Source organism: Janibacter sp. Y6, from assembly GCF_040900765.1.
GTDB classification, from domain to species: domain Bacteria; phylum Actinomycetota; class Actinomycetes; order Actinomycetales; family Dermatophilaceae; genus Marihabitans; species Marihabitans melonis.
In genome coordinates this window covers 240710-267619 of sequence record NZ_JAKLYZ010000004.1, presented here as the reverse complement: position 1 = coordinate 267619, position 26910 = coordinate 240710, and the positions used below count along the sequence as shown (strand labels likewise).

The 26910-nt window shown below is 73.1% G+C and carries 27 protein-coding genes and 1 riboswitch; of the genes, 9 read left to right on the top strand and 18 right to left on the bottom strand.

Annotation, left to right across the window (positions count from 1 at the left end):
- Positions 1-56: 56 nt before the first annotated feature.
- A complete protein-coding gene (gene glsA, locus L6241_RS11625; protein ID WP_191681085.1) occupies positions 57-1037 on the top strand; it encodes a glutaminase A in 981 nt (326 codons plus the stop codon).
- Here glsA and L6241_RS11620 read toward each other — a convergent pair.
- The 3 genes from L6241_RS11620 to L6241_RS11610 all read right to left on the bottom strand — a co-directional run bounded on the left by L6241_RS11620 (position 1028) and on the right by L6241_RS11610 (position 2543).
- Positions 1028-1492 carry an SRPBCC family protein gene (locus tag L6241_RS11620; RefSeq protein WP_368246322.1) on the bottom strand — a complete coding sequence of 155 codons (465 nt, stop codon included), beginning with the start codon at positions 1490-1492 and terminating at the stop codon, positions 1028-1030. The two genes, glsA and L6241_RS11620, sit on opposite strands and share 10 nt — an antisense overlap.
- A 54-nt stretch (positions 1493-1546) precedes the next feature.
- Positions 1547-1873 carry a multidrug efflux SMR transporter gene (locus tag L6241_RS11615; protein WP_123092194.1) on the bottom strand — a complete coding sequence of 109 codons (327 nt, stop codon included), beginning with the start codon at positions 1871-1873 and terminating at the stop codon, positions 1547-1549.
- Between the two features lie 14 nt (positions 1874-1887).
- A riboswitch (guanidine-III (ykkC-III) riboswitch) is annotated at positions 1888-1952 on the bottom strand.
- A 69-nt stretch (positions 1953-2021) separates the two neighbouring features.
- Positions 2022-2543 (bottom strand): glycine cleavage system protein R, encoded by a 522-nt coding sequence (locus L6241_RS11610; RefSeq protein WP_368246320.1) that lies wholly within the window; start codon positions 2541-2543, stop codon positions 2022-2024.
- A 143-nt stretch (positions 2544-2686) separates the two neighbouring features.
- Here L6241_RS11610 and L6241_RS11605 point away from each other — a divergent pair, with 143 nt between their 5' ends.
- Positions 2687-4327 carry an HNH endonuclease signature motif containing protein gene (locus tag L6241_RS11605; RefSeq protein ID WP_368246319.1) on the top strand — a complete coding sequence of 547 codons (1641 nt, stop codon included), beginning with the start codon at positions 2687-2689 and terminating at the stop codon, positions 4325-4327.
- A gap of 28 nt (positions 4328-4355) precedes the next feature.
- Here L6241_RS11605 and L6241_RS11600 read toward each other — a convergent pair whose 3' ends face one another.
- From L6241_RS11600 to L6241_RS11590, 3 genes are all read right to left on the bottom strand, one after another.
- Positions 4356-4805, bottom strand: a complete 450-nt coding sequence (locus L6241_RS11600) for a DUF6357 family protein (RefSeq protein WP_252974685.1) — start codon at positions 4803-4805, stop codon at positions 4356-4358.
- 35 nt (positions 4806-4840) lie between these two features.
- A complete protein-coding gene (ychF, locus tag L6241_RS11595; protein ID WP_252976293.1) occupies positions 4841-5926 on the bottom strand; it encodes a redox-regulated ATPase YchF in 1086 nt (361 codons plus the stop codon).
- A gap of 96 nt (positions 5927-6022) precedes the next feature.
- Positions 6023-6568, bottom strand: a complete 546-nt coding sequence (locus tag L6241_RS11590; RefSeq protein WP_252974683.1) for an NUDIX hydrolase — start codon at positions 6566-6568, stop codon at positions 6023-6025.
- Positions 6569-6645: 77 nt separating this feature from the next.
- Between L6241_RS11590 and L6241_RS11585 the strand changes: the two genes are divergently transcribed.
- A complete protein-coding gene (locus tag L6241_RS11585; RefSeq protein WP_252974682.1) occupies positions 6646-7941 on the top strand; it encodes a DNA recombination protein RmuC in 1296 nt (431 codons plus the stop codon).
- Positions 7942-8031: 90 nt separating this feature from the next.
- Here L6241_RS11585 and dacB read toward each other — a convergent pair whose 3' ends face one another.
- From dacB to hutH, 5 genes are all read right to left on the bottom strand, one after another.
- On the bottom strand, positions 8032-9420 hold the full coding sequence (gene dacB / locus L6241_RS11580) for a D-alanyl-D-alanine carboxypeptidase/D-alanyl-D-alanine-endopeptidase (protein ID WP_368246316.1): 1389 nt from the start codon (positions 9418-9420) through the stop codon (positions 8032-8034).
- Positions 9421-9587: 167 nt separating this feature from the next.
- A complete protein-coding gene (hutI, locus tag L6241_RS11575; protein WP_368246315.1) occupies positions 9588-10757 on the bottom strand; it encodes an imidazolonepropionase in 1170 nt (389 codons plus the stop codon).
- Entirely contained in the window at positions 10754-11671 is a 918-nt protein-coding gene (hutG, locus tag L6241_RS11570; protein WP_368246314.1) for a formimidoylglutamase, read from the bottom strand. Before hutG ends, hutI begins: the two co-directional genes overlap by 4 nt.
- Positions 11668-13356, bottom strand: a complete 1689-nt coding sequence (gene hutU, locus L6241_RS11565; RefSeq protein WP_368246313.1) for a urocanate hydratase — start codon at positions 13354-13356, stop codon at positions 11668-11670. Before hutU ends, hutG begins: the two co-directional genes overlap by 4 nt.
- A gap of 79 nt (positions 13357-13435) precedes the next feature.
- On the bottom strand, positions 13436-15025 hold the full coding sequence (gene hutH, locus L6241_RS11560; protein WP_368246312.1) for a histidine ammonia-lyase: 1590 nt from the start codon (positions 15023-15025) through the stop codon (positions 13436-13438).
- 90 nt (positions 15026-15115) lie between these two features.
- On the opposite strand from hutH, the gene L6241_RS11555 reads away from it, so the two are divergent.
- Together L6241_RS11555 and L6241_RS11550 are read left to right on the top strand one after the other, a co-directional pair.
- Positions 15116-15871 carry an IclR family transcriptional regulator gene (locus tag L6241_RS11555; protein WP_224766989.1) on the top strand — a complete coding sequence of 252 codons (756 nt, stop codon included), beginning with the start codon at positions 15116-15118 and terminating at the stop codon, positions 15869-15871.
- Positions 15872-15991: 120 nt separating this feature from the next.
- Positions 15992-16564, top strand: a complete 573-nt coding sequence (locus L6241_RS11550; RefSeq protein ID WP_368246310.1) for a hypothetical protein — start codon at positions 15992-15994, stop codon at positions 16562-16564.
- 27 nt (positions 16565-16591) lie between these two features.
- Here the strand turns inward: L6241_RS11550 and L6241_RS11545 are convergent, their stop codons facing one another.
- From L6241_RS11545 to L6241_RS11530, 4 genes are all read right to left on the bottom strand, one after another.
- Positions 16592-17155 carry a universal stress protein gene (locus tag L6241_RS11545; protein WP_123092208.1) on the bottom strand — a complete coding sequence of 188 codons (564 nt, stop codon included), beginning with the start codon at positions 17153-17155 and terminating at the stop codon, positions 16592-16594.
- A gap of 11 nt (positions 17156-17166) precedes the next feature.
- Complete coding sequence (locus L6241_RS11540) at positions 17167-18462, bottom strand: MFS transporter (RefSeq protein ID WP_368246307.1); 1296 nt, start codon at positions 18460-18462, stop codon at positions 17167-17169.
- Between the two features lie 339 nt (positions 18463-18801).
- Positions 18802-19815, bottom strand: coding sequence for a 4-hydroxy-3-methylbut-2-enyl diphosphate reductase (locus L6241_RS11535; protein WP_068277237.1), 1014 nt, complete (start codon positions 19813-19815; stop codon positions 18802-18804).
- 81 nt (positions 19816-19896) lie between these two features.
- Complete coding sequence (locus L6241_RS11530) at positions 19897-20394, bottom strand: N-acetyltransferase family protein (RefSeq protein WP_368246305.1); 498 nt, start codon at positions 20392-20394, stop codon at positions 19897-19899.
- An 87-nt stretch (positions 20395-20481) separates the two neighbouring features.
- Here L6241_RS11530 and xseA point away from each other — a divergent pair, with 87 nt between their 5' ends.
- Together xseA and L6241_RS11520 are read left to right on the top strand one after the other, a co-directional pair.
- Complete coding sequence (gene xseA / locus L6241_RS11525; protein WP_368246304.1) at positions 20482-21717, top strand: exodeoxyribonuclease VII large subunit; 1236 nt, start codon at positions 20482-20484, stop codon at positions 21715-21717.
- Between the two features lie 10 nt (positions 21718-21727).
- Positions 21728-21976: an exodeoxyribonuclease VII small subunit gene (locus L6241_RS11520; RefSeq protein ID WP_191564538.1), complete on the top strand. Its 249-nt coding sequence runs from the start codon at positions 21728-21730 to the stop codon at positions 21974-21976.
- Between the two features lie 43 nt (positions 21977-22019).
- On the opposite strand, the gene L6241_RS11515 is transcribed toward L6241_RS11520, so the two are convergent.
- Positions 22020-22580 carry a DUF4245 family protein gene (locus tag L6241_RS11515; RefSeq protein ID WP_068277231.1) on the bottom strand — a complete coding sequence of 187 codons (561 nt, stop codon included), beginning with the start codon at positions 22578-22580 and terminating at the stop codon, positions 22020-22022.
- Positions 22581-22718: 138 nt separating this feature from the next.
- Here L6241_RS11515 and glpX point away from each other — a divergent pair, with 138 nt between their 5' ends.
- Both glpX and L6241_RS11505 read left to right on the top strand, forming a co-directional pair.
- Positions 22719-23720 (top strand): class II fructose-bisphosphatase, encoded by a 1002-nt coding sequence (gene glpX / locus L6241_RS11510; protein WP_251719373.1) that lies wholly within the window; start codon positions 22719-22721, stop codon positions 23718-23720.
- A 5-nt stretch (positions 23721-23725) separates the two neighbouring features.
- Complete coding sequence (locus L6241_RS11505; protein WP_368246303.1) at positions 23726-24625, top strand: carbohydrate kinase; 900 nt, start codon at positions 23726-23728, stop codon at positions 24623-24625.
- 204 nt (positions 24626-24829) lie between these two features.
- On the opposite strand, the gene L6241_RS11500 is transcribed toward L6241_RS11505, so the two are convergent.
- Positions 24830-25807 (bottom strand): carbohydrate ABC transporter permease, encoded by a 978-nt coding sequence (locus tag L6241_RS11500; protein WP_068277229.1) that lies wholly within the window; start codon positions 25805-25807, stop codon positions 24830-24832.
- Positions 25807-26847, bottom strand: a complete 1041-nt coding sequence (locus tag L6241_RS11495) for a carbohydrate ABC transporter permease (protein ID WP_368246301.1) — start codon at positions 26845-26847, stop codon at positions 25807-25809. Before L6241_RS11495 ends, L6241_RS11500 begins: the two co-directional genes overlap by 1 nt.
- Between the last annotated feature and the right edge of the window lie 63 nt (positions 26848-26910).

Below are 26910 nucleotides of genomic sequence, written 5' to 3'. Positions count from 1 at the left end.
GCGGGCAGGCTAGTGCGGTGGGGGGACCCGGCAGGTCCGCGCCTAGTGTGGGGCCGGTGACCCGATCCTTCGCCGACTACCTCTCCTCCACCCTCGACGCGGTGCGGGAGGACTCCGGCGGCGAGGTGCACGGCGTCCCGTCGGCGCTCGCCGAGGCCGACCCCGACCGTCTCGGCGTCGCCCTGTGCACGACCGAGGGCGAGATCTTCGACTCCGGCGACTCCGAGCACGAGATGACGATCCAGTCCGTCGCCAAGGCCTTCGTCTACGCGCTCGTCCTCGACGAGTACGGCGTCGAGGGGGTCATGGAGAGGGTCGACGTCGAGCCCTCCGGCGAGGCCTTCGACGTGCTGTCCGTCGAGCCGGAGACGAAGCGGCCGCGCAACCCGATGATCAACGCGGGTGCACTCGTCGTGCACGGCATGGTCGGTGGCCCGAGCTCGAGCTGGGAGGACCGCGACCGGCTCGTCCTCGAGGGCCTGTCCCGGCTCGCCGGGCGCGAGCTCTCGCTCGACGAGCAGGCCGCGGAGGAGGAGCTCGCCGCTGCCCACCGCAACCTCGCCATCGCGCACATGCTCCGCGGCGAAGGGGTGATGGAGGACGACCCGCGCGACGTCGTGCAGGGCTACATCCGGCAGTGCTCGGTGCTCGTCACCACGCGCGACCTCGCCGTCATGGCGGCGACGCTGGCCACCGGCGGGCGCCAGCCGATCACCGGCGAGCGCGTGCTCTCGGTCGCCTCGAGCCGCCAGGCGCTGAGTGTCATGACGACGTGCGGCATGTACGACTCCGCGGGCGACTGGATGTCGGAGATCGGCATCCCCGCCAAGAGCGGGGTCTCCGGCGTGCTCGTCGGGGCCATCCCCGGCCGCTTCGGGCTCGCGACGTACTCGCCGCGCCTGGACCGGCACGGCACGAGCACCCGGGGGCGCGCGGTCTTCGAGCGGATGAGCCGCGAGCTCGACCTGCACCTGCTCACCGACCCCGCCGCCCGGCAGGACCTGTGGACCGAGCTCGTGGAGTCCGGTCAGGCCTGAGGCGTGCCGCCGACGGCCTCGGCGCGCTGCGCGAGGTTGTCGAGCGAGGCGCTGAGGTTGCGCTCGGTCGTGGACTCCGCTCGCGCGCGGCGGCGCTCGTCGGTGAGCTCGCGCCAGTCGTAGGTGTGGGTCGCGCGGCAGCGACCCTCGCCGAGCGGCTCGACCTCCCAGCGCCACTCGTGACCGGCGGGCTCGCCGCCGTCGTCACCCGGGCGCCACGCGACGAGCCGACCCTCCTCGAAGGCGACGACGCGGTTGTCCCGGACGTTGCCCTTCGTCGTGCGCATCGCGAAGATCTCACCGGTCGCCCGGACCCGGCCGCCGCGCACGAGCTCGACGACGTTGTCGTTGCCGTCCCAGCTCGCGTGCTGCGCCGGGTCGGCGACCAGCTCGAAGACGGTGGCGGCGGGGGCGTCGATCTCGCGGCTGGCGGTGATCACCTGGGGCTGGCTCATGGGCTCAGTCAACCCGTCCGCGGGGCTGGGGGCCACCCCTTCGCCCCGGTCGGGTCAGTGGCCGCCGTCGCTCACGAGCTTGAGGCCGATGATGCAGCCGACGAGGCCGGCGATGAGCAGCATCTTGGCGACCGAGGCGGTCTCCGCGCCGGTCGCCATGCCGTAGATCACCGTTAGGGAGGCGCCGACGCCCACCCACACCGCGTAGGCGGTGCCCGTCGGCAGGTCACGCATGGCGTAGGCGAGACCGCCCATGCTCGCGAGGAGCGCGACGGCGAAGACCGTCGTCGGGACGGGCTTGCTCAGGCCCTCCGAGCGGCCGAGGGCGGTGGCCCAGACGGCTTCGAGGACACCGGAGATGATGAGGACGACCCAGGGCATGGCACGACTCCTTCGACGACACGTCTTGTCGCGATCCGGGTACGTGACCTCGTCCGGTCGCCGCGGTGCGCGGCTCGCCTCCTACTGTGCCGGGCCGGGGCGCAGAAGGCCAGTCGGGTCTCGGCGGAGGGTGGTGACGGGGTCGGCGTCAGGTGGTGACGGGGTCGGCGAGGTCGAGGTCGACCATGAGCTCGTCGGCGATGGCCTCGAGGCGCTCGCGCAGCGGGACGCCGGCCCCCTCGGGGACGACGAGCCGCGCCCGGACCTCGAAGAGCAGACCGCCCGCCATCGGCGCCTCGCTCGTCGCCGTCTGCATCTCCTCGATGCCGACGCCGGCGGACGCGATCGCGGCGGAGACCTGGGCGACGATGCCCGGGCGGTCCTGGCCGACGAGGTGGAGCAGGGTCGGCTCCCCCGCCGTGGCCGGCTGCGGCCGGGTCTCGCGGACGACGACCGTGATGCCGTCGGCGGCCAGACCCTCGAGGGCGGAGCGAAGGGGGGCCACGCCCTCAGCGGGCACGGAGACGAGGACGACCCCGGCGAAGGTGCCGGCCAGATGGGCCATCGAGCTCGTCGTCCAGCTGCCGCCGCGGTCGGCGACGACCTGGGCGAGTCGCGAGACCAGGCCGGCGCGGTCGTCGGCGGTGACGGTGAGCACGAGGTCGGTCATGGGCTCAGCGTAGGGGCGGGTGGGGACAGGGGGTAGGGCTGACCACGGTCGGCGGCGGGCGGCGTCGTGGGCTGTCGGTGGGCTGTCGGTGGGCTGCCCTGGGCTGCCGTGGGCTGTCGGTGGGGGCTCGTATATTCGTACACATGTTCGACGACGCCATGAGATTCGCGGAGCAGGCCCGGTTGGGGTTCGGGGCGTGCGCGGCGACGGCGGAGGTCGTCGGCGGGTCGATCGCGACCCCCGATCTCGCCGAGATGCTCGTCGCTGTCGAGCGCGCCCGGCGGGCCGCCGACGCGGCTGAGCTCGCGCTGCTCGCCGAGCTGTCCCGGCGCGAGCGGGACCCGTCGGGTGCGGGCGAGATCCGGCTGCCCGACGGGGCGACCGCCGACTTCTGCGGCGACGAGGCCGCGATGACGCTCGACTGCTCGATCGCCGTCGCCGACCGCAGGTGCCGCCTGGCTGCGCGCCTGTCGGGCGACCTCGCTGCTCTCGTCGCGCCTCTCGTGGCGGGCGAGGTGCCCGAGCGGACGGTGCAGCTCGTCGCCACGGAGACGCGCGACGCGTCACCCGAGGCCGTCGCGGCCGTCGTCGCGCACGTCCTTGCCCAGAAGCGCGGCAGCGAGCACTCGCGGCTCGTCGCGCTCGAGCACCGCGAGCTCGCGCGGGCCTGTCGCCGGGTGCTGATGAACGTCGACGAGGGCATCCTCGAGCGGCGCGCGGCGCAGAACCGTCGCGACCGCACCGACGTGCACCTCGACCCCGGACCACTCGGGACGAGCGTCATCTCGGCGGTCCTGCCGACGGAGCTCGCCGTCGTCGTCTATGCAGCGGTCGAGGACCTCGCCGCCCGGGCGGTGCGCGACGAGCCGGGACTGCGCCTCGGCGCAGCGCGGGCTCAGGCCTTCGTCGACCTCGCACTTCGAGGGGTCGAGGTGCGCACGCGGCTCGACCTCACCGTGCCGGTGATCACGGACGTGTGGGGCGCGGCGGACCTCACGGCGTCGACCCCCGCCAGCGGGGGCGAGGAAGCCGGAGGGGGCATGCCCGCCGGGTCCGCTCTAGGGTCCACCTCCGGCGGACGGCCCGGCCATCCGGAGGTCGGCGGCGGGCGGCTCGACGGCCAGCGGTTCGACGGCGAGGGCGCCCGCGGCCTTCGACTGGGCGGCGTCGAGGTGCCAGGTGCGGGCTGGATCCCGGCCGACGTCGTCGACAGGATCCGTCGGAGCGAGGACCACGAGCTGGGGCGGGTGCTCCTCGACGCGGACGAGGGTCATGTCGTCGCCTCCGGGCAGCCCCAGCCCGGGTACGTCCCGCGTCCGGGGCTGCGCCGGCTCGTGCAGACCCGCGACGGGACCTGCCGGATGTGGGGGTGCACCCGCCCCGCGGTGCAGTGCGACCTCGACCATGCGCAGGCCTGGCCCCTCGGCCCGACGTCGTCGCGCAACCTCGGCTCCCTGTGCCGGCGCCACCACCGGCTCAAGCAGCATCCGCGGTGGGGTTACGAGCTCGATGCCGAGGGCCGAGCGACCTGGACGGCGCCGGGTGGGACGAGCCGCGTGACGTGGCCCCGGACCTGGGCGGTCGAGAGACCGGCGCCTGCGAGACCGGCGCCGCTCGCCTCGGAGTCGCAGGCCTCGGCGCCAACGGCACTGGTGTCAGTGACCGCAGCACCCGCGACCGCAGCACCACAGACCTCAGCGCCCGGTGCACCTGCGGGTGGTCGGGATGAGGCCGAGCTCGCCGTGGCCTCGCCCCCCGTCCCGGGGGCGGACCCACCCTTCTGAGGCGGCTGGTCCGCGAGCGCCGCTGGGCTCAGACCCCGAGATGCTTGCGAACCCTGGCCCAGTCCGACTCCGCCGTCGCCGACTGCGCCGCCTCGTAGTAGCGACGGGACTTGAGCAGCCGTAGGCTCACGTGATGGGCGACGAGGACGCGCCGGTCGACCCGGGCCCGGCGCAGCGTCTCGTCGACCTCCTGCGGGGTGCCGAGCAGCACGGGGTCCAGCAGCGCTGCCGCTGCCTCCTCGTCCCACGGCCCGGCGACGCCGGCGTCGTAGCACAGCGGCAGCAGGGCGGCGTAGAGCAGCAGGTGACGGCGCACGCTCGTGCGCACGGCCTCGGCGTGCTCGTGCGTCACCGAGACGGTGAAGGTCCGCGGGCCGTGCAGCGCGTCGGCCCCGCCGACGACGTCGAGGAGCAGGCGGCCGTCGTCGTCGACGACGGCCGGCATCCAGGTCCCACGGGAGAAGAGAACCTCAGGCATGCGCCGATCCTCCCCCCTTCGCCCGATCGACGGGATCAGACGTTGAAGCGGAACTCCACGACGTCGCCGTCCTGCATGACGTAGTCCTTGCCCTCCATGCGCACCTTGCCGGCCTCCTTGGCCTTCTGCATCGTGCCGAGGGTGTCGAGGTCCTGGAAGGAGACGATCTCGGCCTTGATGAACCCGCGCTGGAAGTCGGTGTGGATGACCCCAGCCGCCTGCGGCGCGGTCCAGCCCTGACCGATCGTCCAGGCGCGTGACTCCTTCGGGCCGGCCGTGAGGTAGGTCTGCAGCCCCAGCGTGTGGAAGCCGGTGCGCGCGAGCTGGTCCAGACCCGACTCGGTCGCGCCGAAGCCCTCGAGCATCTCCTGGGCGTCCTCGGGGGACATGTCCATGAGGTCCATCTCGAGCTTGGCGTTGAGGAAGACGGCGTCCGCCGGCGGGACGAGCTCGGCGAGCGAGGTCTTCAGCGCGTCGTCGGTCAGCTGGTCCTCGTCGAGGTTGAAGACGTAGATGAAGGGCTTGGTCGTCAGCAGCCCGAGCAAGCGCGCCTCGTCGAGGTCCACGCCGGCGGCCTCGCCCGCGGCGTAGAGGGTCTTGCCCTCCTCGAGGACCTTCTGCGCGGCGAGCGCGTTCTCGTGGAGCGGCTTGGACTCCTTCTTGATGCGGGCCTCCTTCTCGAGGCGCACGACGGCCTTCTCGAGGGTCTGGAGGTCGGCGAGGATGAGCTCGGTGTGGATCGTCTCGATGTCGGACTCGGGCGAGACCTTGCCGTCGACGTGGACGACGTCGCCGTCCTCGAAGGCGCGCACCACCTGGCAGATCGCGTCGGCCTCACGGATGTTCGCGAGGAACTTGTTGCCCAGCCCCTCGCCCTCGGACGCGCCGCGCACGATGCCGGCGATGTCGACGAAGGAGACCGTCGCGGGGAGGATCTTCTCGGAGCCGTGGATCTCGGCGAGCCGCTCGAGCCGGGGGTCCGGCAGCGGGACGACGCCGACGTTCGGCTCGATGGTCGCGAAGGGGTAGTTCGCGGCGAGGACGTTGTTCTTCGTCAGAGCGTTGAACATCGTCGACTTGCCGACGTTGGGGAGACCGACGATTCCGATGGTGAGTGCCACGGGGACAGGAGTCTACCGGCGGGCGAAGGGAGGTCCTGCCCACCCCTTCGCGCCGGGGCCGGTGCGGCCCTCGGTCGGGGTCGCCCGAGGGCGTCCTCAGCGGTCCTGCGAGTTCTCCAGGTAGCGGGTCGGGCCGGGCGTCGCGACCTGCCGGATCATCTCGACCGTGTACGGCGCGACGTGGTCCGCGAGGTCGTCCGGTGCGACCCAGTGGACCGCCCGGATCTCGCGGGGCTGGAGCACCGCACGCTCCATGAGCGCGGAGTCGACGGTGCCGAGGTCGAAGAGGAGGAGCAGGGCGTCGTCCCACCCGCGGTAGGGCGGCAGCCAGTTGACCGCGGCGAGGGACCCGACGGGCAGGTCGAGACCGAGCTCCTCGGTGACCTCGCGATGGACGCTGGTGGCAGGGGACTCCCCCGGGTCGACGACCCCGCCGGGCAGGTCCCACGCGCTCTTGTAGACGAGCTCGCACAGGAGCACCTCGCCGCGCTCGTTGCGCAGCAGGCCCTGGGCGATGAGCCGCTTCGTCGGCAGCCGGTCGTTGAGGACCTGGATGAAGGCGAGCTGACCGGACTCCGTGCTGAGGTCGGGGCGTGGAGCGGCGGCCTTCACCTCCTCCTCGCGGGGCTCGTCACGAGTCATGCTGCGAGGCTACCCGCGCCGGCGCGTCGCGCCCCGGGCGGACCCCGGCTGTCGGAGGGCGGTGGTTGGGTGACGCCATGGACATCACCGCCCTGCTCCTCGGCGCCGTGCTCGGCGCACTCCTCGGTGCGGCGACGCTGTGGGGCATGACCCGCTCCGAGGTCGCCGGGGTGCGCGCCCGGGCGGTGGAGGACGGCGCCGCTGCCCGCGAGGGCCTGGCCGCGGCCAGCGCCGAGCGCGACGTGCTGCGGGCCCGCGTCGTCGACCTCGAGGCGAGCCTGTCCGAGGACGCCCAGACTGCCGCGACCCTGCGCCCGATGCAGGACGCGCTGCGCCGCGTGGCGACCCAGGTCGAGACCCTCGAGCGCGACCGGGTCGACCAGTTCGCCACGGTGCGCGAGGTCCTCGGCCGGGTCGAGACGAGCACCCGGCGCGTCTCCGACGAGGCGAGCTCGCTCGCGTCGTCGCTGCGCGTCTCGTCGGTGCGCGGCGCGTGGGGCGAGACCCAGCTGCGCCGGGTCCTCGAGGTCTCCGGCATGCTCGCTCGCTGCGACTTCGACGAGCAGGCCCGGGGCACGACCCCCGACGGCAGCGCGGTGCGCCCCGACGTCGTCGTGCGCCTGCCCGGGGGCAAGCACCTCGTCGTCGACGCGAAAGCCCCGATGAGCGACTGGCTCGCGGCCCAGGGCGAGGGTGTCGACCCGGCCGAGCACGAGCGGCTCCTCCGTCGGCACGTCGCCGCCCTGCGAGGACACGTGCGCGTCCTGTCCGGCAAGCAGTACTGGTCGGCCTTCGAGCCCTCGCCGGAGATGGTCGTGTGCTTCGTCCCGTCGGAGGCGACCTTGTCGGCGGCCCTGGCCCGCGACCCGGGTCTGCACGAGGAGGCGATGCGGGCGCACGTCGTGCTCGCCTCCCCCGGCACGCTCCTCGCCCTGCTGCGCACCGTGGCCTACGGGTGGCAGCAGGACGCGCTGACGCGCAGCGCGCAGGACCTGCTCGCCCTCGGTCGCGAGCTCTACCAGCGCCTGTCGACCCTCGGCGAGCGCACGAGCGCGCTCGGCCGCCAGCTGACGAAGAGCGTGGAGAGCTACAACGCGATGGTGGGCGCCCTCGAGACGAGGGTCTTCGTCTCCGCCCGGCGAATCGCCGAGATGGGCCTGTCGACCCAGGCGATCGACGAGCTCGAGCCCTCGACGGCGGCCCCCCGCCCGCTGAGCGCGCCCGAGCTCGTGGGCACCGACGACTCCCGACCGCGCTCGCTGGGAGAGGAGCTCGACTCCGCCGCCGGCGATCTCGGCCGCGCCGAGCTGGACCTCGACCTCGCCCCACGGACCCGACGGGACAGCCGTCCGGACGTGGCCGATGCCGGCTGACCCGACGCCGCAGGCCGTCCCCGGCCCGCCCGCACGCCGGTCTCAGCGCACGGTCGTCGCACGCGCGCGGTCGTCACATGCGCACGGTGGTCACATGCACAGGGTCGTCGTTGCGACGAGCGCGTCGATGCGACCGCGCAGGTCGGCGTCGTAGGGCTGGCCGTTGCTCACGACCGCGAAGACGCGCTCCTTGCCGTCGGTGCCCTTCGCGATGCCGGCCATGGCGCCCGCGTCGCGCAGCGACCCGGTCTTCGCTCGCACCCGACCGACGGCGCACGACGCCGGCGCGGTCTCGAAGCGGTTCTGCAGCGTGCCGGTCCGGCCCGCGATCGGCAGGGAGGCATCGGCGAAGATCACCGGTCCGAGCGAGGGGTGCTTGCGCAGCGCGAGGACGAGCTGGGCGAGCGTGTGGCTCGTCAGCCGGTCCGAGCGCGACAGTCCGGAGCCGTCGGCGATGACGGAGCCGTGGGTCGACACGCCGTACCCGGCGACCTGCGAGCGCGAGTAGGACGTCACACCGGCCCAGGTGCGCGAGGTGCCGGCCTTCATGCCGGAGGCCCAGAGCAGCTTCTCGGCGTAGTCGTTGTGGCTGACGCGCAGCATGTCGCCGACGATCGTGCGCAGCTCGGGCGAGCGGCCGGACGCGATCTGCTGAGCACCCGACGCGGTCGCGCCGCGGCGCAGGTCGCGCACGCTGATCCCCCGCGAGCGCAGCTCGGAGCGGAAGCGGTCGCCCGCGTCCATCGAGGTGTCGGAGACCATCCGGCCGTCGTAGACGAGCGCGCGCACGGGCGTCACCCACTGCCCGACGTCCGAGGCCTCCCACCCGGTCGCGTTGCGCGGTGCGGGGAAGAGCGTGTCGTCGACCCGCAGCGAGATCGAGCGGATCCCCCGCTTCTTCAGCTGGTAGGCGGTCGACGCCGCCATCTGGTCGAGGCGGTAGCTGCTCACCGTCGGGTCGCCGACGCCCTTGAGGTAGACGTAGTCCCCGCGGCTGCCGGCCCGCAGCACCGGGGTGACGAAGCGGTGCCGGGTGCCGAAGGTGCGCAGCGCGGTCGTCGCGGTGAGCAGCTTCATCGTCGAGCCGGGACGCAGCGCCTTCGTCGCCTGCTTGCTCCAGATGGGCGACCCGGTGCTCGTGTCGAAGACCGACCCGCTGAAGCTCGACCCGAAGCTCGTGCTGCGCGAGCTGAGCCGTGTCGGCAGGCCGCTCGCCGGCAGGCCCGCGGCGGAGCGCGCCGTGCCGTCGACGCTGCGGGCCGGGCCCGTGTGCGACGGGGCGACGAAGGGAGGGACCACTCCCGCCGTCGTCTCGCTGTGCTCGCCGCTGCCGCCGGGGTCCGGCGGCGTCGTGGCCTGCGCCGGCACGCGGGCCGGCGCGGGGTCGGCGGTCGCGGGAGCGGCCAGCCCCAGCGCGGCGACGAGACCCGCCGCCGTGAGGAGGGTGGTCGTGGTGGCGGTACGGCGGGGGTGGCGCATGGGGTCCCTCGGTCCTGGTGCGGGGCCAGGGTCGGGGTCCTGCGGATGCGCGGCACCCCCTGGCTGGTGCGCGCGACGAGCATAGCCAGGCGGGGCAGACCCCGCCCGCCGGCGCGGAGGACGGCGGCACCCGTCAGGCCCGGAGCAGGACCGGGGCGCGACCGCCCTCAGACCTCGAGCACCCGCGCGAGCGGCACGCCCGCGCGATAGCTGAGGTGCAGGTGGTTCGGCGCGTCGAGGACCGCGAGATCGGCCCGCGCCCCGACCTCGACCCGGCCGATGTCGTCACGCCGCAGGGCGCGAGCCCCGCCCCGGGTGGCCGCGACGACGGCCTCGCTCGGCGTCATCCCCATCTCACGCACCGCGAGGGCGACGACGAAGGGCATCGAGCTCGAGAAGCACGTCCCCGGGTTGCAGTCGCTCGCGAGCGCGACCGACACCCCGGCGTCGAGGAGCGCCCGGGCGTCCGGGTACGGCGAGCGGGTGGAGAACTCCACGCCCGGGAGCAGCGTCGCGGTGGTGGTCCCCGCGCTGCCGACGAGCGCGTCGACGTCGGCGGTCGACAGGTAGGTGCAGTGGTCGACGCTCGCCGCGCCGAGCTCGCAGGCCAGCTGCACGCCGGGGCCGTGGCCCAGCTGGTTGCCGTGCACCCGCAGCCCGAGACCGGCGTCCCGACCGGCGACGAGCACGGCGCGCGACTCCTCCCCCGTGAAGGCGTGCGGCGACGCGGGCTCGCAGAAGACGTCGACCCACCGGGCGTGCGGCGCGCAGGCCGCGAGCATCTCGCCCGTCACGAGGTCGACGTAGGCCGACCGGTCGGCCCGCATCTCCTCGGGCACGACGTGCGCCCCGAGATAGGTCGTCTCCTGCGTGACCTCCCCCGCCAGCCGCAGCGCCCGGACCTCGTCGGCGACGGTGAGCCCGTAGCCGGACTTCACCTCGACGGTCGTCGTGCCCTGGGAGCGCATCTCGGCGACCCTGCCCGCGAGCAGCGCCCTCAGCTCGTCGTCGCCGGCTGCCCGGGTCGCCCCGACCGAGACCCCGATGCCGCCCCCGTCGTAGCGCTCGCCGGCCATCCGGGCGGCGAACTCCGCCGAGCGGTCCCCCGCGAAGACGAGGTGCGCGTGGCTGTCGACGAAGCCGGGCAGCACGCACCGGCCCTCGACGTCCACCACCGCGTCCGCGGAGGGTGCCGACGCGGCCGGACCGACCCACGCGACCCGTCCGTCCTCGACGACGAGCGCATGGTCGCGCCGCACGCCGGCTCCCCCGTCGCCCGTGCCGTCGCACGTGACGAGCTCGCCGATGCCCGTGACGAGGGTCGAGCCGGCGCTCATGCGCCCCGCCGCCGGGCGGTCTCGCGGGTGATGACGCGGTGGATGAGCCGGGCTGCGACCCGGGCGGTCCGGGCGTCGGCGTCGAGCCTCGGGCACAGCTCGGTGACGTCGAGGTGGACGAGGCGGCCGCTGTCGACGACCGCGTCGCAGATGGCCTGGATGACGACGGGGGGCACCCCGAGGGCGGCCGGAGCGCTCACCCCGGGGGCCGCGGACCCCGGCAGCACGTCGAGGTCGATGGAGAGGTAGACCTCGTCGACGTCGGCGACGAAGCGGGAGACGAGCTCGAGCGGCGCCTCCGCGTCCTGGCACTCGTCGTCGAGCACCCACTGCGCCCCGATCTCGCGCGCGGTGTCGAAGAGGGCCGTCGTGTTGCTCGCGGTGCTCACCCCGATCGCCGCGTAGCGCACGTCGAGCCCGCGCTCACGTCGGTCGCGGGCGATCTGCAGGAAGGGAGTGCCCGACGTCGGCCGGTCGGCCTCGCGCAGGTCGAGGTGGGCGTCGAGGTTGATCACCCCGAGCCGCGGCGGGTGCCCGAGCCCGAGATAGCTCCCGTACGCGCTCTCGTGCCCGCCGCCGAGGACGACGGTGAGCGGGGCGTCACGTCGCGCCCGGGCCACGGCCTCGCCCAGCCGGCGCTGGGCGCCCTCGAGGTCGTCGTCCTCGACCGTGACGTCGCCGTGGTCGACGAGGGTGAGGTCGTCGTGGACGGCGAGCGAGGCCAGCGCCGTGCGCAGCGCCGCCGGGCCCTCCACCGCACCGACCCGACCACGGTTGCGGCGCACCCCTTCGTCGCTCTCGAAGCCGACGATTGCGGCGTCCGCGGGCCCGCCGGGCTCGCTCACCGTGTGCCAGAGCCGACGGTGCTCGGGACCGGGCCCGTCGTGGCGACCCTTCCAGACGAAGGGGGTCACGCCCCCTCCCCGTCGCGGACCACCGGGGTCATCGGGACCCGCACGCCGCGCTCCTGCGCGACCTCGACGGCGCGCGAGTAGCCGGCGTCGGCGTGGCGCAGGACGCCCATGCCGGGGTCGTTGGTGAGCAGGCGCTCGAGCTTCGCGGCGGCGAGGTCGGTGCCGTCGGCGACGCCCACCTGACCGGCGTGGATGGAGCGGCCGATGCCGACGCCCCCGCCGTGGTGGATCGACACCCACGTGGCGCCCGAGCTCGCCGCGGTGAGCGCGTTGAGCAGCGGCCAGTCGGCGATCGCGTCGGAGCCGTCGAGCATCGACTCGGTCTCGCGATACGGCGAGGCGACCGAGCCGGAGTCGAGGTGGTCGCGCCCGATGACGATCGGCGCCTTGACCTTGCCGTCGCGCACGAGCTCGTTGAAGAGCAGCCCGGCCCGGTGACGCTGCCCGTAGCCCAGCCAGCAGATCCGCGCCGGCAGCCCCTCGAACTCGACGTGCTCGGCGGCCGCGTCGAGCCAGCGGTGCAGGTGCTCGTCGTCGGGGAAGAGCTCCTTGAGCGCGGCGTCGGTGACCGCGATGTCTTCAGGGTCGCCCGAGAGCGCGACCCAGCGGAAGGGGCCGAGCCCCTCGCAGAAGAGCGGGCGCACGTACGCCGGGACGAAGCCGGGGAACTCGAAGGCCCGGGCGTACCCCGCCTGGCGCGCCTCGTCGCGGATGCTGTTGCCGTAGTCGAAGACCTCGGCGCCCTCGTCCTGCAGCTCGACCATCGCCTGCACCTGGGCGGCCATCGACTCGCGCGCCTTCTTCGTGAAGCCCTCGGGATCGGCCTCGGCCTCGCGCTGCCACTCGTCGACGGCGATCTCGGCAGGCAGGTAGCTCAGCGGGTCGTGCGCGCTCGTCTGGTCGGTGACGACGTCGACGCGGATCTCGCCGGCGCGGTGCCGACGCAGCATCTCCGGGAAGACCTCCGCCGCGTTGCCGACGATGCCGATCGACAGTGCGCGGCGCTTCCCCTTCGCCCGCTCGGCACGGGCGACCGCGTCGTCGAGGTCGTCGGCGATCTCGTCGAGGTAGCGCTTGGCGACGCGCCGCTCCAGACGCGAGCGGTCGACGTCGACGACGAGGCAGACGCCGCCGTTGAGGGTGACCGCGAGCGGCTGCGCGCCGCCCATGCCGCCGCACCCGCCGGTGAGGGTGATCGTCCCGGCGAGCGTCCCGTCGAACCGGCCACGGGCGACCGCGGCGAAGGTCTCGAAGGTGCCCTGAAGGATCCCCTGCGTCGCGATGTAGATCCACGACCCGGCGGTCATCTGGCCGTACATCATCAGGCCCTCGGCCTCGAGCTTGCGGAACTCCGGCCACGTCGCCCAGTCGCCGACGAGGTTGGAGTTGGCGATGAGCACGCGGGGCGCCCACTCGTTGGTCCGCAGCACCCCGACCGGCTTGCCGGACTGCACGAGGAGGGTCTCGTCGGGCTGCAGGTCGCGCAGCGTCTCGACGATCGCGTCGAAGGCCTCCCAGCTGCGCGCCGCCCGACCGGTGCCGCCGTAGACGACGAGGTCGTCGGGGCGCTCGGCCACCTCGGGGTCGAGGTTGTTCATGAGCATCCGCAGCGGGGCCTCGGTCTGCCAGCTGCGGGCGGTGATCTCGGTGCCGCGCGGTGCGCGGACGGGACGGGCGCCGTCCATGGGGTACTCCTCGGGTGGGTCGGGTCGGTGGTCGTCGGGCGAAGGGGGGTCAGTGCGAGTGATCAGCGCACTCCGAAGATCAGTGCAGGGGGCCGGTGACGGACTCGGCCGCGAGGACCGGGCCGCCGTCGTGCACGGTGAGGTAGCAGATCTCGAGGTCCCGGCCGAGGTCGCGGTCGGGACCTGGGGCGGTCGAGGTGAGCGAGTCGAGCTCGGCGATGACGGCGGCGGTGGCCGGGGCGGGCTCCAGCGGAGCGCGGAGCGCGATCCCACGAGCGGCGGTGACGAGCTCGACGGTGAGCACTCGGGTGAGTGCGTCGACCGACCGGCGCAGCTTTCGTCCGCCGGCCCAGCCCATCGACACGTGGTCCTCCTGCATCGCGCTGCTCGGGATGGAGTCGACGCTCGCGGGCGCGGCCAGCCGCTTCATCTCCGAGACCATCCCGGCCGCGGTGTACTGCGCGATCATCAGGCCCGAGTCGGTGCCCGGGTCGTCGGCGAGGAAGGGCGGCAGCCCGTGCGAGCGCGAGACGTCGAGGAAGCGGTCGGTGCGGCGCTCGCTCATGCTCGCGACGTCGGCGGCGACGATGGCGAGGAAGTCCAGGACGTAGGCGACGGGCGCGCCGTGGAAGTTGCCGTTCGACTCGACCCGGCCGTCGAGGGTGACGACGGGGTTGTCCACCGCGGAGGCGAGCTCGGCGTCGGCGACCCGGCGGGCGTGGGCGAGGGTGTCGCGGGCGGCGCCGTGCACCGAGGGGGCGCAGCGCAGCGAGTAGGCGTCCTGGACGCGGGTGCAGGCGTGGGGGTCGCGGTGGCTGTCGCGGATCGGGCTGCCGGCGAGCACAGCGCGGAGGTTCTCCGCGGACTGGGCCTGGCCCGGGTGCGGGCGCAGGGCCTGCAGGTCAGCGGCGAAGACGTCGTCTGTGCCGAGCAGACCCTCGACGCTCATCGCGCACGCGATGTCGGCGGTCGTCAGCTGCACGTGCAGGTCGTGGATCGCCAGGCACAGCATGCCGAGCATGCCGTCGGTGCCGTTGATGAGGGCCAGGCCCTCCTTCTCGTGCAGGACGACGGGGGTCAGGCCGGCCTGGGCCAGCGCCTCGGACGCGGGCATCGCGTCGCCCGGCACCGACACGTCGTGGGCAGCCATGACCTCCCCCTCGCCGATGAGGACCATCGCACAGTGCGCGAGCGGGGCGAGGTCGCCGGAGCAGCCGAGCGAGCCGTACTCGCGCACGACCGGGGTGATCCGCTGGTTGAGGAGCGCGACGTAGAGCCGCAGCGTCTCCTCGCGGATCCCGGTGCGCCCGGTCGCGAGGGTCTGCACGCGCAGGAGCATGAGGGCGCGCACGACCTCCTCCTCGACGGGGTCGCCCATGCCCGCGGCGTGGCTGCGCACGAGCGAGCGCTGCAGCTGAGTGCGCTTCTCGTGCGGGATGTGGGTCGTCGCGAGCGCGCCGAAGCCGGTCGACACCCCGTAGTGGGCGACGGTGTCCTCGGCGAGGTCCTCGACGACGGTGCGCGAGACGCGCACGCGCTCCCACGCGGCGTCGGAGATCTCGACCTGCGCCTCGAAGCGGGCGACGGCGACGACCTCCTCGACGGTCAGCGGGCGGTCGCCGATGCGGATGGTGGTCTCGGGGGTCTCGACGTCGACGATGTGCGGCATGCATCCATGGAAGCGCGCGGGTCACCCCCGCGACCACCGCGCACGCGCCACTACTGTCTCGGATCCGAGACATGGACGTAGGCTCGGGCGGTGCCCCAGGTCCCCGCCGCCGGCCACGCCCTGCGCCTGCTGTCCTACCTCGCCGGCCGCGTCGAGCCGGTGCCCGCCGCGCAGCTCGCGCGTGACCTCGAGCTGCCCCGCAGCACGACCTACCACCTGCTCGCCGAGCTGGCCGAGCACTCGTACGTCACCCACTACCCCGACGAGCGCCGGTGGGGCCTGGGCGTGGCCGCCTTCGAGCTCGCGAGCGGCTACCAGCGGCAGAGCCCGCTGCAGCGCCTGGCCCGCCCGGTCCTCCAGCGCCTCGTCGACGAGACGACGCACAACGGTCACCTCGCCGTCCTGCACGGCCGCGACGTCCTCTACGTCGTCGAGGAGCGCGCGCCCGGGCGGCCCCTCCTCGTCTCCGACGTCGGCGTCCGGCTGCCGGCGACGACGACCGCGAGCGGGCTGGCGATGCTCGCGGCCCTGCCCGCCCGCCAGGTCACGGCCCTCTACCCCGACGCCGCCTCGGTCGTCGCGAGCGCCGGGTCACCGGCCACCCCGTCCGCCCTGCGCCGTGAGCTCGTCGCCGTGCGCCGCCGCGGTCACGCCCTCGAGAGCGGGTCGGTGACCCAGGGCTTGGCCTCCGTGGCGCTCGCGGTCCTCGACCGCACCGGGCAGCCGCTCGCGGCGGTCGCCCTCACCTACCCGGAGGGCACGGTGACGGGGCCCGAGGAGCTGCTCGTCCCCCTTCGCCGCTCGGTCGCGACGATCCACCGCCGGCTCGGGACGCCCGCCACCTGACGAGGAGGTGGCCGGCTGATGAGCCCCCTCTCATCGACGGCTCACCGTGGCCTCACGCGGACCCGGCAGCGTTGCTCTCGCGGCGCACCGGCGCCGCTGCCACTCACCGAGGAGACCAGCATGTCGACCACCCGGATCATCAGCACCCTCGCCACCGCCGCCCTCGCCACGACCGGCCTCGTCGCCGTCGCGGCGCCCGCCCAGGCCGACCGGACGTGCTCCGGCACGATCACCGGCCGCACCATCGACGACGACGTGGTCGTGCCGGCCGGCGCGACGTGCAAGCTCACCAAATCGGTCGTCAAGGGCGACGTCGTCGTGCGCCGCGGCGCGACCCTGCAGGGCTGGCAGAACAGCATCGACGGCAACATCCAGTCCGAGGGCCACCGCTACGTGCGCAACACGTGGGGCCGGGTCGACGGCGACGTCCAGCTCGAGGGCGGCAGCATGCACCACCTGCGCGGCCTCACGGTCGACGGCAACATCCAGCTCGAGGGCAACCGCTCGACGCAGAACGTCATCCGCAACCGGGTCAAGGGCGACATCCAGCTCTTCTCGAACCGCTCCGGCACAAAGTACGTCTACGACAACTCCGTCGACGGCAACCTCCAGTGCAAGAGCAACACCCCGGCGCCGAAGGGGTGGAACAACACCGTGCGCGGCACCAAGGAGGACCAGTGCCGCCGGCTCTGACCGGCGGCACTGGTCACCCCTGACCCCCTAGCGCCGGGCGGGCGGGCGGTAGCCCGGCCGCCCGGCCGTGCCGGCGGAGCGGACCGCGGCCCGCCCGACGGCGCGGCCGGCGCGCTCGACGAGCCCCGGCTCCTGGCCCGAGATGTGCGGCGGCATGACGACCACCGGGCAGCTCGCGTCGTAGATGAGCCGCTGCGCGAAGAGCGGAGCCCCGGTGAGCGCGCGAGGGGCGTCGATGACGAGGAGGTCGGCCCCGACGGCCGCGTCGAGCAGGACCTGACGGTCGCTGCCCCGGACGAGCCGGACCTCTGCGTGGTGGTCGGGCCCGAGCACCTCCTCGACGTCGCGCTCGAGGGCGGTGCGCTCGGCACCCTCCAGCTCGCCCTCGGTCGGTCCGGCCGCAGCCATGACCCCCGCGGTGCTGGCCTGGGGGGCGCCCACCCGCCAGGCGCGCACGGCGACGAGGTGGCCGTCGTTCGCGGCCACCTGGCCGGCGGCCCACCGCAGGGCGGTCGGCGACTTCGATGTCGCGCTCACGCCGACGACGACGGTGTACGGACGCTCGCCCGCGTCCGGACGCATCTCGCTCATGTCGTCCTCCCTCAGACCGGCAGGTTGACGGTCTCGTTGCCGTGCTCGTCGTAGCTCGTGAGCGGCGGGGCGATCTCCTCGAGGGACTTGCCCTCGGCGTCGACACCCCAGACCGCCGCGACGAGCGCGCCGACGAGCATGATCCCGGAGGCGATGAGGTACCCGACGAACATCGGCCCGCGGTCGCTCCCGTCCCCGATGAGCCAGCCGTAGAAGACCGGACCGATGGCGCCGAAGACCTGCGCGATGGCGAAGAAGTACGAGATCGCCTGACCGCGCACCTCGAGCGGGAAGATCTCCGAGACCGTGAGGTACCCGGCCGACGCCCCGGCGGAGGCGAAGAAGAACGCCACGCACCAGAAGATCGTGTGGTTCACCGGGCTCAGCGCGTCGGCGTTGAAGAGGAAGGCCGAGATCGACAGCACGATCGCCGCGAAGGCGTAGCAGCCGCCGATCATCTTGCGCCGGCCGACGGTGTCGAAGAAGGGGCCGAGGAGCAGCGGGCCGAGCAGGTTGCCCAGCGCGAAGGGGAAGAAGTACAGCGCCGCGCTCGACGGCGTCTGGTCGTAGAAGTTCTGCAGCACGAGCGAGTACGTGAAGAAGATCGCGTTGTAGAGGAAGCTCTGCGTGATCATCAGCGTCGCGCCGAGCACCGTGCGCGTCGGGTACATCTGGAAGAAGACGTAGGACAGCTGCTTCGGGGTCAGGCCCTCGCGGGCCTTGATCCACATGCCGTCCTTCTCCTCGTCGAGGTGGGGCAGGGTCTTGCCCTCGGCCCGCACCTGCTCCTCGATCGCGGAGACGACCTTCTCGGCCTCCTCGGTGCGCCCGTGGGTGACCATCCAGCGCGGGCTCTCGGGGATGTGGCGACGCAGGTAGATGATCCCGAGGCCGAGCACCGGGCCGATGAGGAAGGCGATCCGCCAGCCGATGTTCTCGCCGACGATGTCGGGGTTGAGCAGCCAGTAGGAGGCGAAGGCGCCCATGCCGGCGCCGAACCAGTACGTGCCGTTGATCGCGAGGTCGACCCGGCCGCGGAAGCGCCCCGGGATGAGCTCGTCGACCGCGGAGTTCACGGCGGAGTACTCGCCGCCGATGCCCATGCCGGCGACGAAGCGCAGCGCGAAGAAGACCCACATGTTCGGCGAGAAGGCCGCGAGGCCGGACGCGACCAGGTAGAGCGCCAGCGTCATGACGAAGAGCTTCTTGCGGCCCAGGGTGTCGGTGAGCCGGCCGAAGAGGAGCGCACCGGTCACCTGACCGATGAGGTAGACCGTGCCGGCGAGCCCGACGTCGGTCGCGTCCATGCCGAGGGTCTTCTCGAAGCCTCCGGACGCGACGATCTGTACCTCGAGCCCGTCGAGGATCCAGGCCGTGCCGAGACCGAATCACCATCCAGTGGAACTTCGACCACGGCATGTCGTGCATGCGCGCGGGGATCAGGCTGCGGACCGGCTTGTCCTGCTCCGTCGCCTCAGCTGTGGACATCCATACCTCCCAGGGCCACCGGCTCGTCGCGCCGTCGCGTCGAGCACCGAGGGGGTCGCTACGCCTGGGAGTCGGCTGAGAGGGGGTGACGACGGGGGGTCAGAATCCGCCCCCTTCGCCCGGGGTGGCTGCGCAGGTCAGACCACTGCCTGAGCAGGTCAGCGCAGCTGACCGGCGTCCTCGAGGGAGCCGGCGTCGTGGCGCATCTTGTCGTCCATGCCGGCCGCCTTGAGGTCGCGGCGCAGCTCCATCGGCAGGGCGAAGAGCAGGCTCTCCTCCGCGGCGACGACCGGCTCGACGTCGGCGTAGCCGTGCTCGGCGAGCAGGGCGAGGACGTCGCGCACGAGGATCTCGGGCACGGAGGCGCCGGATGTGACGCCGACGGTGCGCACGCCCTCGAACCACGCCGGGTCGATCTCCTCGGCGTAGTCGACGAGGTGCCCGTCACGGGTGCCGTGCTCGAGCGCGACCTCGACGAGACGCACGGAGTTGCTCGAGTTGCGCGAGCCGACGACGATCATGAGGTCGCACTGCGCGGCCATCTGCTTCACGGCGAGCTGGCGGTTCTGGGTGGCGTAGCAGATGTCGTCGCTCGGCGGGTCCTGCAGCGCGGGGAACTTCTCGCGCAGGCGGCGCACCGTCTCCATCGTCTCGTCGACCGAGAGGGTGGTCTGCGAGAGCCAGACGACCTTCTCCGGGTCGCGGACCTCGATCTCGGCGACGTGGTCGGGCCCGTCGACGAGGGTGATGTGCTCGGGCGCCTCGCCCGAGGTGCCGACGACCTCCTCGTGGCCCTCGTGGCCGATGAGGAGGATGTCGAAGTCGTCGGCGGCGAAGCGGACGGCCTCGCGGTGGACCTTCGTCACGAGCGGGCAGGTCGCGTCGATCGTCTTCAGCGACAGGGCCTTGGCCTCCTCGTGGACGACCGGGGCGACGCCGTGCGCCGAGAAGACGACCGTCGCGCCCTCGGGCACCTCGCCGGTCTCGTCGACGAAGATCGCGCCGCGCTTCTCCAGCGTCGTCACGACGTGCTTGTTGTGCACGATCTCCTTGCGGACGTACACGGGCGGGCCGTAGAGCTCGAGGGCCTTCTCCACCGCGACGACGGCGCGGTCGACGCCGGCGCAGTAGCCACGGGGGGCGGCGAGCAGGACGCGCGGGCTGTCAGACATGTGCTCATCGTAGGCGAGCGCCCTGGGCGCGCCCTGTGCGGCGGGGGCCGAGACCGGTGCCCGGCGACGGGCGAGGGCGCCCTAGCGCAGCGCCAGCTTCATCCCCACGTGGCTCGCGGTGAAGCCGAGTCGCTCGTAGAAGCGGTGCGCGCCGGTCCGGCTGCTGTCCGAGGTCAGCTGGACGAGCTCGCACCCCTCGGCGCGGGCCCGCTCCACGGCCCACCGCACGAGCTGCTCCCCCACCCCGGCGCCGCGCATGTCGGCGGCGACGCGGACCCCTTCGAGCTGACCGCGCAGCGCACCCCGCCGGGACAGCGACGGCAGGACGGAGAGCTGGAGGGTGCCGACGACCTGCCCGTCGAGCTCGGCGACGACGAGGACCTCACCGGGGTCGCCGGCGATCCGCACGAAGGCGGCGTCGTACGGCGCGAGGTCTGCGGGGTCCTCACGGGACTGCCCCAGCGGGTCGTCGACGAGCAGCGCGACGATCGTCGGCACGTCCTCGAGGGCGGCCTCGCGGACGACGACCCCGCCGGCGGGGTCGCGGGGCGGCTCGGTCTGCTCGGGCGAAGGGGTCATGAGCGGCCACCTGCCACGCCCCCGTAGCCCCGGCCCAGCCGTCCGCCCGCCGGGGCGTCGTCACCGGTGCGACCTACAGTGACCCCCATGAGCGCCCTGCCGGAGAAGGCCGCCGAGACGACGGCCGAGCAGCCGTGGCCGGTGCGCGTGCTGTCGATGAAGATCCAGGACTACGTCGAGCGGATGTCGGTCACCTGGGTGGAGGGCCAGGTCGTCCAGCTGACCCGGCGGCCCGGCGCCCGGACCGCCTACCTCACCCTGCGCGACCCGGACGTCGACATGTCGTTGTCGTGCTCCGTGCGCGTCACCGCGCTGGACGCGATGGCGACCCCGCTGAGCCAGGGCGCGCGCGTCGTCGTCCAGGCCAAGCCGAGCTACTGGAGCCAGCGCGGGTCGCTGTCGATGGACGTGCGCCAGATCCGTCCCGTCGGCATCGGCGAGCTGCTCGCCCGCGTCGAGTACCTGCGTCAGCACCTCGCCGCCGAGGGGCTCTTCGACGCCGACCGCAAGCAGCCGTTGCCCTTCCTGCCCCGCCGCGTGGGGCTCATCTGCGGGCGGGCCAGCGCGGCCGAGCGCGACGTCGTCGAGAACGCCCACCGCCGGTGGCCGGGGCTCGACTTCGAGATCCGGCAGGTGGCGGTGCAGGGCGCGCAGGCCGTGACCGACGTCGTCGAGGCGCTCCGGGCGCTCGACGCGATGCCCGAGGTCGACGTCGTCGTCATCGCCCGCGGCGGCGGGGCGGTCGAGGACCTCCTGCCCTTCAGCAACGAGTCGATGCTGCGCGCGGTGAGCGCGGCCCGCACCCCCGTTGTGAGCGCGATCGGCCACGACGTCGACCGTCCCCTGCTCGACCTCGTCGCCGACGTGCGCGCCTCGACCCCGACCGACGCCGCCTCGCTCGTCTGCCCCGACCACGACGCCGAGCTGCGCACGGTCGCGACCGCCCTGAGCCGGATGCGCGGGCAGGCACGCAGCAGCCTCGACCGCGAGCGCCGTGCGCTCGTGCAGCTGACGTCGCGGCCGGTGCTCGCCGACCGGACCGCGCTCGTGCGGGCCCAGCGCGAGGTCGTCGCGACGCTGCAGCACCGCGCCCGCTCGCGGACGGAGTCGATGCTGCACCGCGAGCGCGACCACGTGGCCCACCTGCGGGCCCAGGCCCGGGTGCTGTCCCCGCAGTCGACGCTCGACCGGGGGTACGCGATCGTCCAGCACCGCGGCGGCGCTGTCGTCCAGTCGCGCGGAGACGTCGAGGCCGGCGAGCTGCTGCGGGTCACCGTCGGCGACGGCGACTTCGCCGTCGAGGCCGTCGGTGGCGGGTCGTAGGGTGGCCGCCATGAGCCAGGAGCAGACCGAGCCCCGCCCGGTGGCCGAGCTGAGCTACGAGCAGGCCCGCGACGAGCTCGTCGCCCTCGTCGCGACGCTCGAGTCGGGGCGCAGCGGGCTCGAGGAGTCGATGCGGCTGTGGCAGCGCGGCGAGGAGCTCGCCGCCCACTGCACGACATGGCTCGACCGCGCCGAGCGCAGCCTCGGCGAGGACGGGTCAGACGACGACGGGTCGGCGCAGGACGCCGAGCAGGACTGAGCGGCTCGCTCGGCCGTCGGGGCGCTCGCGCCCCGCGGGTGGGTCAGCGGTTGACGGGCGCCGCGACGAGGTGGTCGGCGAAGGTCTCGAGCTGCTCGAAGGTCCCCGTACCGGTGACGAGCGTCGTCAGCTCGCCCGTGCCCTCCTGGCGGTCGACGAGGCTGCGCTGCACCTTGCCCTCGCGGTCGCGCTTGACCCAGGTGGTGCCGTCGTCGGTGGTCACCGTGCCGACCCGGGCGCCGTTGTTGGTCTGGGTGTCGACCCACGAGTCGGTGGCGTCGACGGCCTGCTGCACGGCGACGTACGCGCCGTCCGGCGTCGTCCACGTCGCGCTCCACATCTGCACGTCGTCCTTGCTGCGCACGAAGCGCTGCGAGACCGGCGTCCACCCCTCCGGCAGGTCCTCCGCGTACTCGTACGGGACCCCCGACTGCTGGGCGCGCTGCTCGGCGGCGGCGACGACGTCGACCTGCTCGGCGGTCACCGAGCTCGTGCGGGCGACGGCGAAGAAGATCACCGCGGTGAGCCCGCCGACGACGAGCAGGGAGCGGATGACGTTGGCCACCGACCCCTTCGCGTAGTGGCTGACCGAGCTCTGACTCATGATCGAGATTGTCGCATCCCGACCTGACCGCGCCGACCACCCGTGGTCGGGTGCACCCCCACCCCCGCGCCCTCGATAGGCTCGGCGCAGGCGCCCCGCGCCCGCACGACGACGCGCCACGACAGTGAGGACCGGCCGATGAGCCCGACGACGACCCCCGACCGCAACCTGGCCCTCGAGCTCGTGCGGGTGACCGAGGCCGCCGCGATGGCCGGAGGCCGCTGGGTCGGCTTCGGCGAGAAGAACCTCGCCGACGGCGCCGCCGTCGAGGCGATGCGCGCGATGATCTCGACCGTGCAGATGCGCGGCACCGTCGTCATCGGCGAGGGCGAGAAGGACGACGCCCCGATGCTCTACAACGGCGAGGAGGTCGGCGACGGCGCCGGCCCCGAGTGCGACGTCGCGGTCGACCCGATCGACGGCACGACCCTCACGGCGAAGGGGATGCCGAACGCGGTCTCCGTGCTCGCCGTCGCCGACCGCGGCAGCATGTACGACCCGAGCGCCGTCTTCTACATGGACAAGCTCGTCACCGGCCCCGAGGCCGCCGACGTCGTCGACATCCGCCTGCCCGTCGCGGAGAACGTGCGCCGCGTGGCCAAGGCGAAGGGGTCCGACGTCGAGGACGTCACGGTCGTCATGCTCGACCGCCCCCGCCACGAGGCGCTCGCCCGCGAGGTGCGCGACGCGGGCGCCCGCATCCAGTTCATCTCCGACGGGGACGTCGCGGGGGCGATCACCGCCGCCCGCTCCGACAGCGGCGTCGACCTGCTCCTCGGCATCGGCGGCACCCCCGAGGGCATCATCACGGCCTGCGCCATCAAGTGCCTCGGCGGCATCATCCAGGGCCGTCTCGCGCCGGTCGACGACGACGAGCGCCAGCGCGCGATCGACGCCGGGCACGACCTCGACGCGGTCCTCACGACCGATGACCTCGTGCGCACCGACAACTGCTTCTTCGTCGCGACCGGCATCACCGACGGCTCGCTGCTGCGCGGGGTGCGCTACCGCGGCGGTGGCGCGGTGACGCACTCGCTCGTCATGCGCAGCCGCTCGGGCACGATCCGCACTATCGAGGGCCACCACCGCCTGACGAAGGTCGAGCAGTACTCCGGTCTCGGCCCGTCCTCGCAGGGCTGAGCGCCGTGCACCGGGTGCTCGTGGTCGGCGAGGCGCTCGTCGACGTCGTCGACCGCGACGGGGCTCGCTCCGAGCACGTCGGCGGCAGCCCGGCCAACGTCGCGATGGGCCTGGCCCGGCTGGGCCACCCGACGGTCCTCGCCGCGTGCGTCGGTGACGACGAGCGCGGCGACGTCGTCGTCGAGCACGTCACCGGGCACGGCGTCGAGCTCAGCCACGGCACCGTGCGGCCCGGGCGCACCTCGACCGCTCAGGCGCTGCTCGCGCCCGACGGCTCGGCGACGTACACCTTCGAGATCGAGTGGGACCCGACGCTCGACGGCCTCGGCGAGGCCGGGCACGTGCACACGGGGTCGCTGGCGACCGTCCTGGTGCCCGGTGCGGTCGACGTCGTCGCGCTCGTGCGGGAGCGGCGCGAGGCCGCGAGCATCTCCTACGACCCGAACATCCGCCCCGCCGTCGTCGGCGAGGGCGACCACCGCATCGGCGTCGAGGAGGTCATCGCCCTCTCCGACGTCGTCAAGGGCAGCGACGAGGACGTCCGTGAGCTCTACGGCGACGTCGACCTCGACGACGTCATGACCCGCTGGCTCGGACTCGGCGCCGGTCTCGTCGTCATCACCCGCGGGGCAGACGGCGTGGTCTGGCGGGCGGCGTCCGGGGCGTCCGGCTCGGCCCCCACCCGAGCGCCCGAGGTGGCCGACACCGTCGGCGCGGGCGACTCCTTCATGGCCGGGCTGCTCTCGGGCCTGCTCGACGCGGGTCTGCTCGGTCCCGCCACCCGCGAGGCCCTGCACGCCGCGGACGAGGCCGCCCTCGCCCCGGCCCTGGACCGGGCGCTGACGACGAGCGCGATCACCGTCGGCCGCCCCGGCGCCTACGCCCCCGACCGCTCCGAGCTCTGACCCCCTCCCCTTCGCCCTCCCCCCTTCGCCCACGACCCCACGCGCCCCACGTTTCTCGGGTGACCCGATAAACCCCGGCTCGGCATGAGTCTGAGACTCGTGCCGAGCCGGGGTTAGTCGTGCTGAGCGGGTCGCGGGCGCCCACCGCACGCGAGACGGCCGGCACCCGAAGGGGGGTGCCGGCCGTCTGCGGTCGAGCCCGGGTCAGCCCTTCGTGCCACCGGCCAGCAGGCCGCGGACGAAGTAGCGCTGGAGGGCGAGGAAGACGATCACCGGCAGCGCCATCGAGATGAAGGCGGCGGCCGACAGGAGGTACCAGCGGCCACCGAGGGTGCCCGAGATCTGGTTGAGCTCCATCGTCAGCGGTGCCCGGTCTGGCGAGCCGCCGAGCATCGTGATCGCGACGAGCAGGTCGTTCCAGACCCACAGGAACTGGAAGATGCCGAAGGACGCGAGGGCCGGCGCCATGAGCGGCAGCATGATCTTGAAGAAGATCCGCACGTGCCCGGCGCCGTCGACGCGGGCTGCCTCGATGAGCGAGGCCGGGATGTCCTTCATGAAGTTGTGCAGCAGGTAGACCGCCAGCGGCAGCGCGAAGATCGCGTGCGAGATCCACAGCGCCCAGAAGGACCCGCCCATCGTCCAGCTGCCGATCTTGATCTGCTGGTACATCTGCACCAGCGGCAGCAGGGCGATCTGCAGCGGCACGATCTGCAGCGCGAAGACCGCGACGAAGAGCGCGTTCTTGAAGGGGAAGTCCATCCACGCGAAGGCGTACGCCGCGAGCGAGGCGAGCAGCAGCGGCAGCATGACCGACGGGATCGCGATGACGATGGAGTTGATGACGAAGTCCGTCATCGACACCGGCATCTCCGCGCCACCACCGAGCACGTCCTTGTAGTTCTGCAGCGTGAAGCCGCCGTTCCACAGGGCCGACCACCAGCCGGTGCTCTGGATGTCCTCCTGGTTGCGGAAGGAGGTGACGAGCAGGCCCACCGTCGGGGTCGTCCACGCGATGGCGAGGACGACGGCGAAGAAGGAGCCCCACGGCGAGGTGACCGCGCGGGCGGCGTTGCCCGCGGCACCGCCGCGCTTGCGCCGACGCGGGCCGGCCGCCTCGGGAGAGGCCTGCTTCGGGTCCGGTGTGTCCGCCGGGTCGATGGCGGGGGTGAGGGTGCTCATCAGGCGTCCTTCCTCATCTGGATGACGTTGAAGATGATGATCGGCATGACGAGCAGGAAGATGACGAGGGCGATGGCCGCGCCGAGACCGGGCTCCTGGGTGACGAAGGAGCGCCGGTAGAACTCGTTGGCGAGCACCGAGTTGCCCTGCGTGCCGCCGTCGGTGGCCTGGACGATGTCGAAGGCCTTGAGGGTCGCGATCGAGATCGTCGTGAGCACGACGACGATCGAGGGGCGGATGCTCGGCAGGGTGATGAAGCGGAAGAGCTTCACGCCCGAGACGCCGTCCATCTTCGCGGCCTCGATGATGTCGTCGGGGATGCCCTTGATGGCGGCCGACAGGATCGTCATCGCGAAGCCGGCCTGGATCCAGATCATGATGACGATGAGGGCCAGGGTGTTCGTCGGGATCGCCCCGTCGGGTGCCCGCAGGAAGTCGACCATCGGCAGCCCGACGGCGTTGAGGATCGCGTTGATGAGACCGATCTGGGTGTCGCCGCCGCCGTTGTAGCTGTAGACGAACTTCCAGATGAGGGTCGCGCCGACCATCGAGATCGCCATCGGCATGAAGATGAGCGCCTTGGCGACGGCCTCGCCCTTCGCCCGGTCGACGAGCACCGCGTAGAGCAGGCCGAAGGCGGTCGCGACGAGCGGCACGAGGATGACCCAGAGGAAGGTGTTGCGGATGACCTCGGGCAGACCGGGCGTCGTCCACAGCTTGGCGAAGTTCTCGAAGCCGACGAACTCGGGCTTGCTCGAGGTGTACCCGCCGAAGTTGATGTCGAAGAACTTGCCGTTGTAGAAGGACCGACGGATCGTGAGGATCGCCGGGTAGATCAGGCCGATCGCGATGAAGAGGAGCGTCGGCCCGACGAAGGCGGCGGCCTGGACGCGCTCGCCCACCCGTCCCTTGAAGACCGATGCGAGCAGCAGGATGCCGAGGAAGACGGCACCGAAGACCGCCAGGCCGACGAGCATGGTGACGAACTTGCCGGACGTCTCGCCGGCGGTCGCCGCGGGCAGGATCAGGGCGTGGAGCACGGGCACCTCCTTTGGTGCGGGGATGACGATGCCCGGCGGGCGGGTGGGCACCCGCCCGCCGAG

Coding starts and splice junctions, on each gene's coding strand:
- xseA (WP_368246304.1), top strand. CDS start 20,482: ATGAGCGCCCTGCCGGAGAAGGCCGCCGAGACGACGGCCGAGCAGCCG.
- L6241_RS11540 (WP_368246307.1), bottom strand. CDS start 18,462: ATGGACGCGACCGACGTCGGGCTCGCCGGCACGGTCTACCTCATCGGT.
- L6241_RS11610 (WP_368246320.1), bottom strand. CDS start 2,543: ATGACCGACCTCGTGCTCACCGTCACCGCCGACGACCGCGCCGGCCTG.
- L6241_RS11515 (WP_068277231.1), bottom strand. CDS start 22,580: ATGAGTCAGAGCTCGGTCAGCCACTACGCGAAGGGGTCGGTGGCCAAC.
- hutH (WP_368246312.1), bottom strand. CDS start 15,025: ATGCCGCACATCGTCGACGTCGAGACCCCCGAGACCACCATCCGCATC.
- L6241_RS11600 (WP_252974685.1), bottom strand. CDS start 4,805: ATGCCTGAGGTTCTCTTCTCCCGTGGGACCTGGATGCCGGCCGTCGTC.
- L6241_RS11545 (WP_123092208.1), bottom strand. CDS start 17,155: ATGAGCGAGATGCGTCCGGACGCGGGCGAGCGTCCGTACACCGTCGTC.
- L6241_RS11520 (WP_191564538.1), top strand. CDS start 21,728: ATGAGCCAGGAGCAGACCGAGCCCCGCCCGGTGGCCGAGCTGAGCTAC.
- L6241_RS11550 (WP_368246310.1), top strand. CDS start 15,992: ATGTCGACCACCCGGATCATCAGCACCCTCGCCACCGCCGCCCTCGCC.
- hutI (WP_368246315.1), bottom strand. CDS start 10,757: ATGAGCGCCGGCTCGACCCTCGTCACGGGCATCGGCGAGCTCGTCACG.
- dacB (WP_368246316.1), bottom strand. CDS start 9,420: ATGCGCCACCCCCGCCGTACCGCCACCACGACCACCCTCCTCACGGCG.
- glpX (WP_251719373.1), top strand. CDS start 22,719: ATGAGCCCGACGACGACCCCCGACCGCAACCTGGCCCTCGAGCTCGTG.
- L6241_RS11530 (WP_368246305.1), bottom strand. CDS start 20,394: ATGACCCCTTCGCCCGAGCAGACCGAGCCGCCCCGCGACCCCGCCGGC.
- L6241_RS11615 (WP_123092194.1), bottom strand. CDS start 1,873: ATGCCCTGGGTCGTCCTCATCATCTCCGGTGTCCTCGAAGCCGTCTGG.
- L6241_RS11500 (WP_068277229.1), bottom strand. CDS start 25,807: ATGAGCACCCTCACCCCCGCCATCGACCCGGCGGACACACCGGACCCG.
- hutU (WP_368246313.1), bottom strand. CDS start 13,356: ATGGACGGCGCCCGTCCCGTCCGCGCACCGCGCGGCACCGAGATCACC.
- L6241_RS11590 (WP_252974683.1), bottom strand. CDS start 6,568: ATGACTCGTGACGAGCCCCGCGAGGAGGAGGTGAAGGCCGCCGCTCCA.
- L6241_RS11535 (WP_068277237.1), bottom strand. CDS start 19,815: ATGTCTGACAGCCCGCGCGTCCTGCTCGCCGCCCCCCGTGGCTACTGC.
- L6241_RS11620 (WP_368246322.1), bottom strand. CDS start 1,492: ATGAGCCAGCCCCAGGTGATCACCGCCAGCCGCGAGATCGACGCCCCC.
- L6241_RS11605 (WP_368246319.1), top strand. CDS start 2,687: ATGTTCGACGACGCCATGAGATTCGCGGAGCAGGCCCGGTTGGGGTTC.
- L6241_RS11585 (WP_252974682.1), top strand. CDS start 6,646: ATGGACATCACCGCCCTGCTCCTCGGCGCCGTGCTCGGCGCACTCCTC.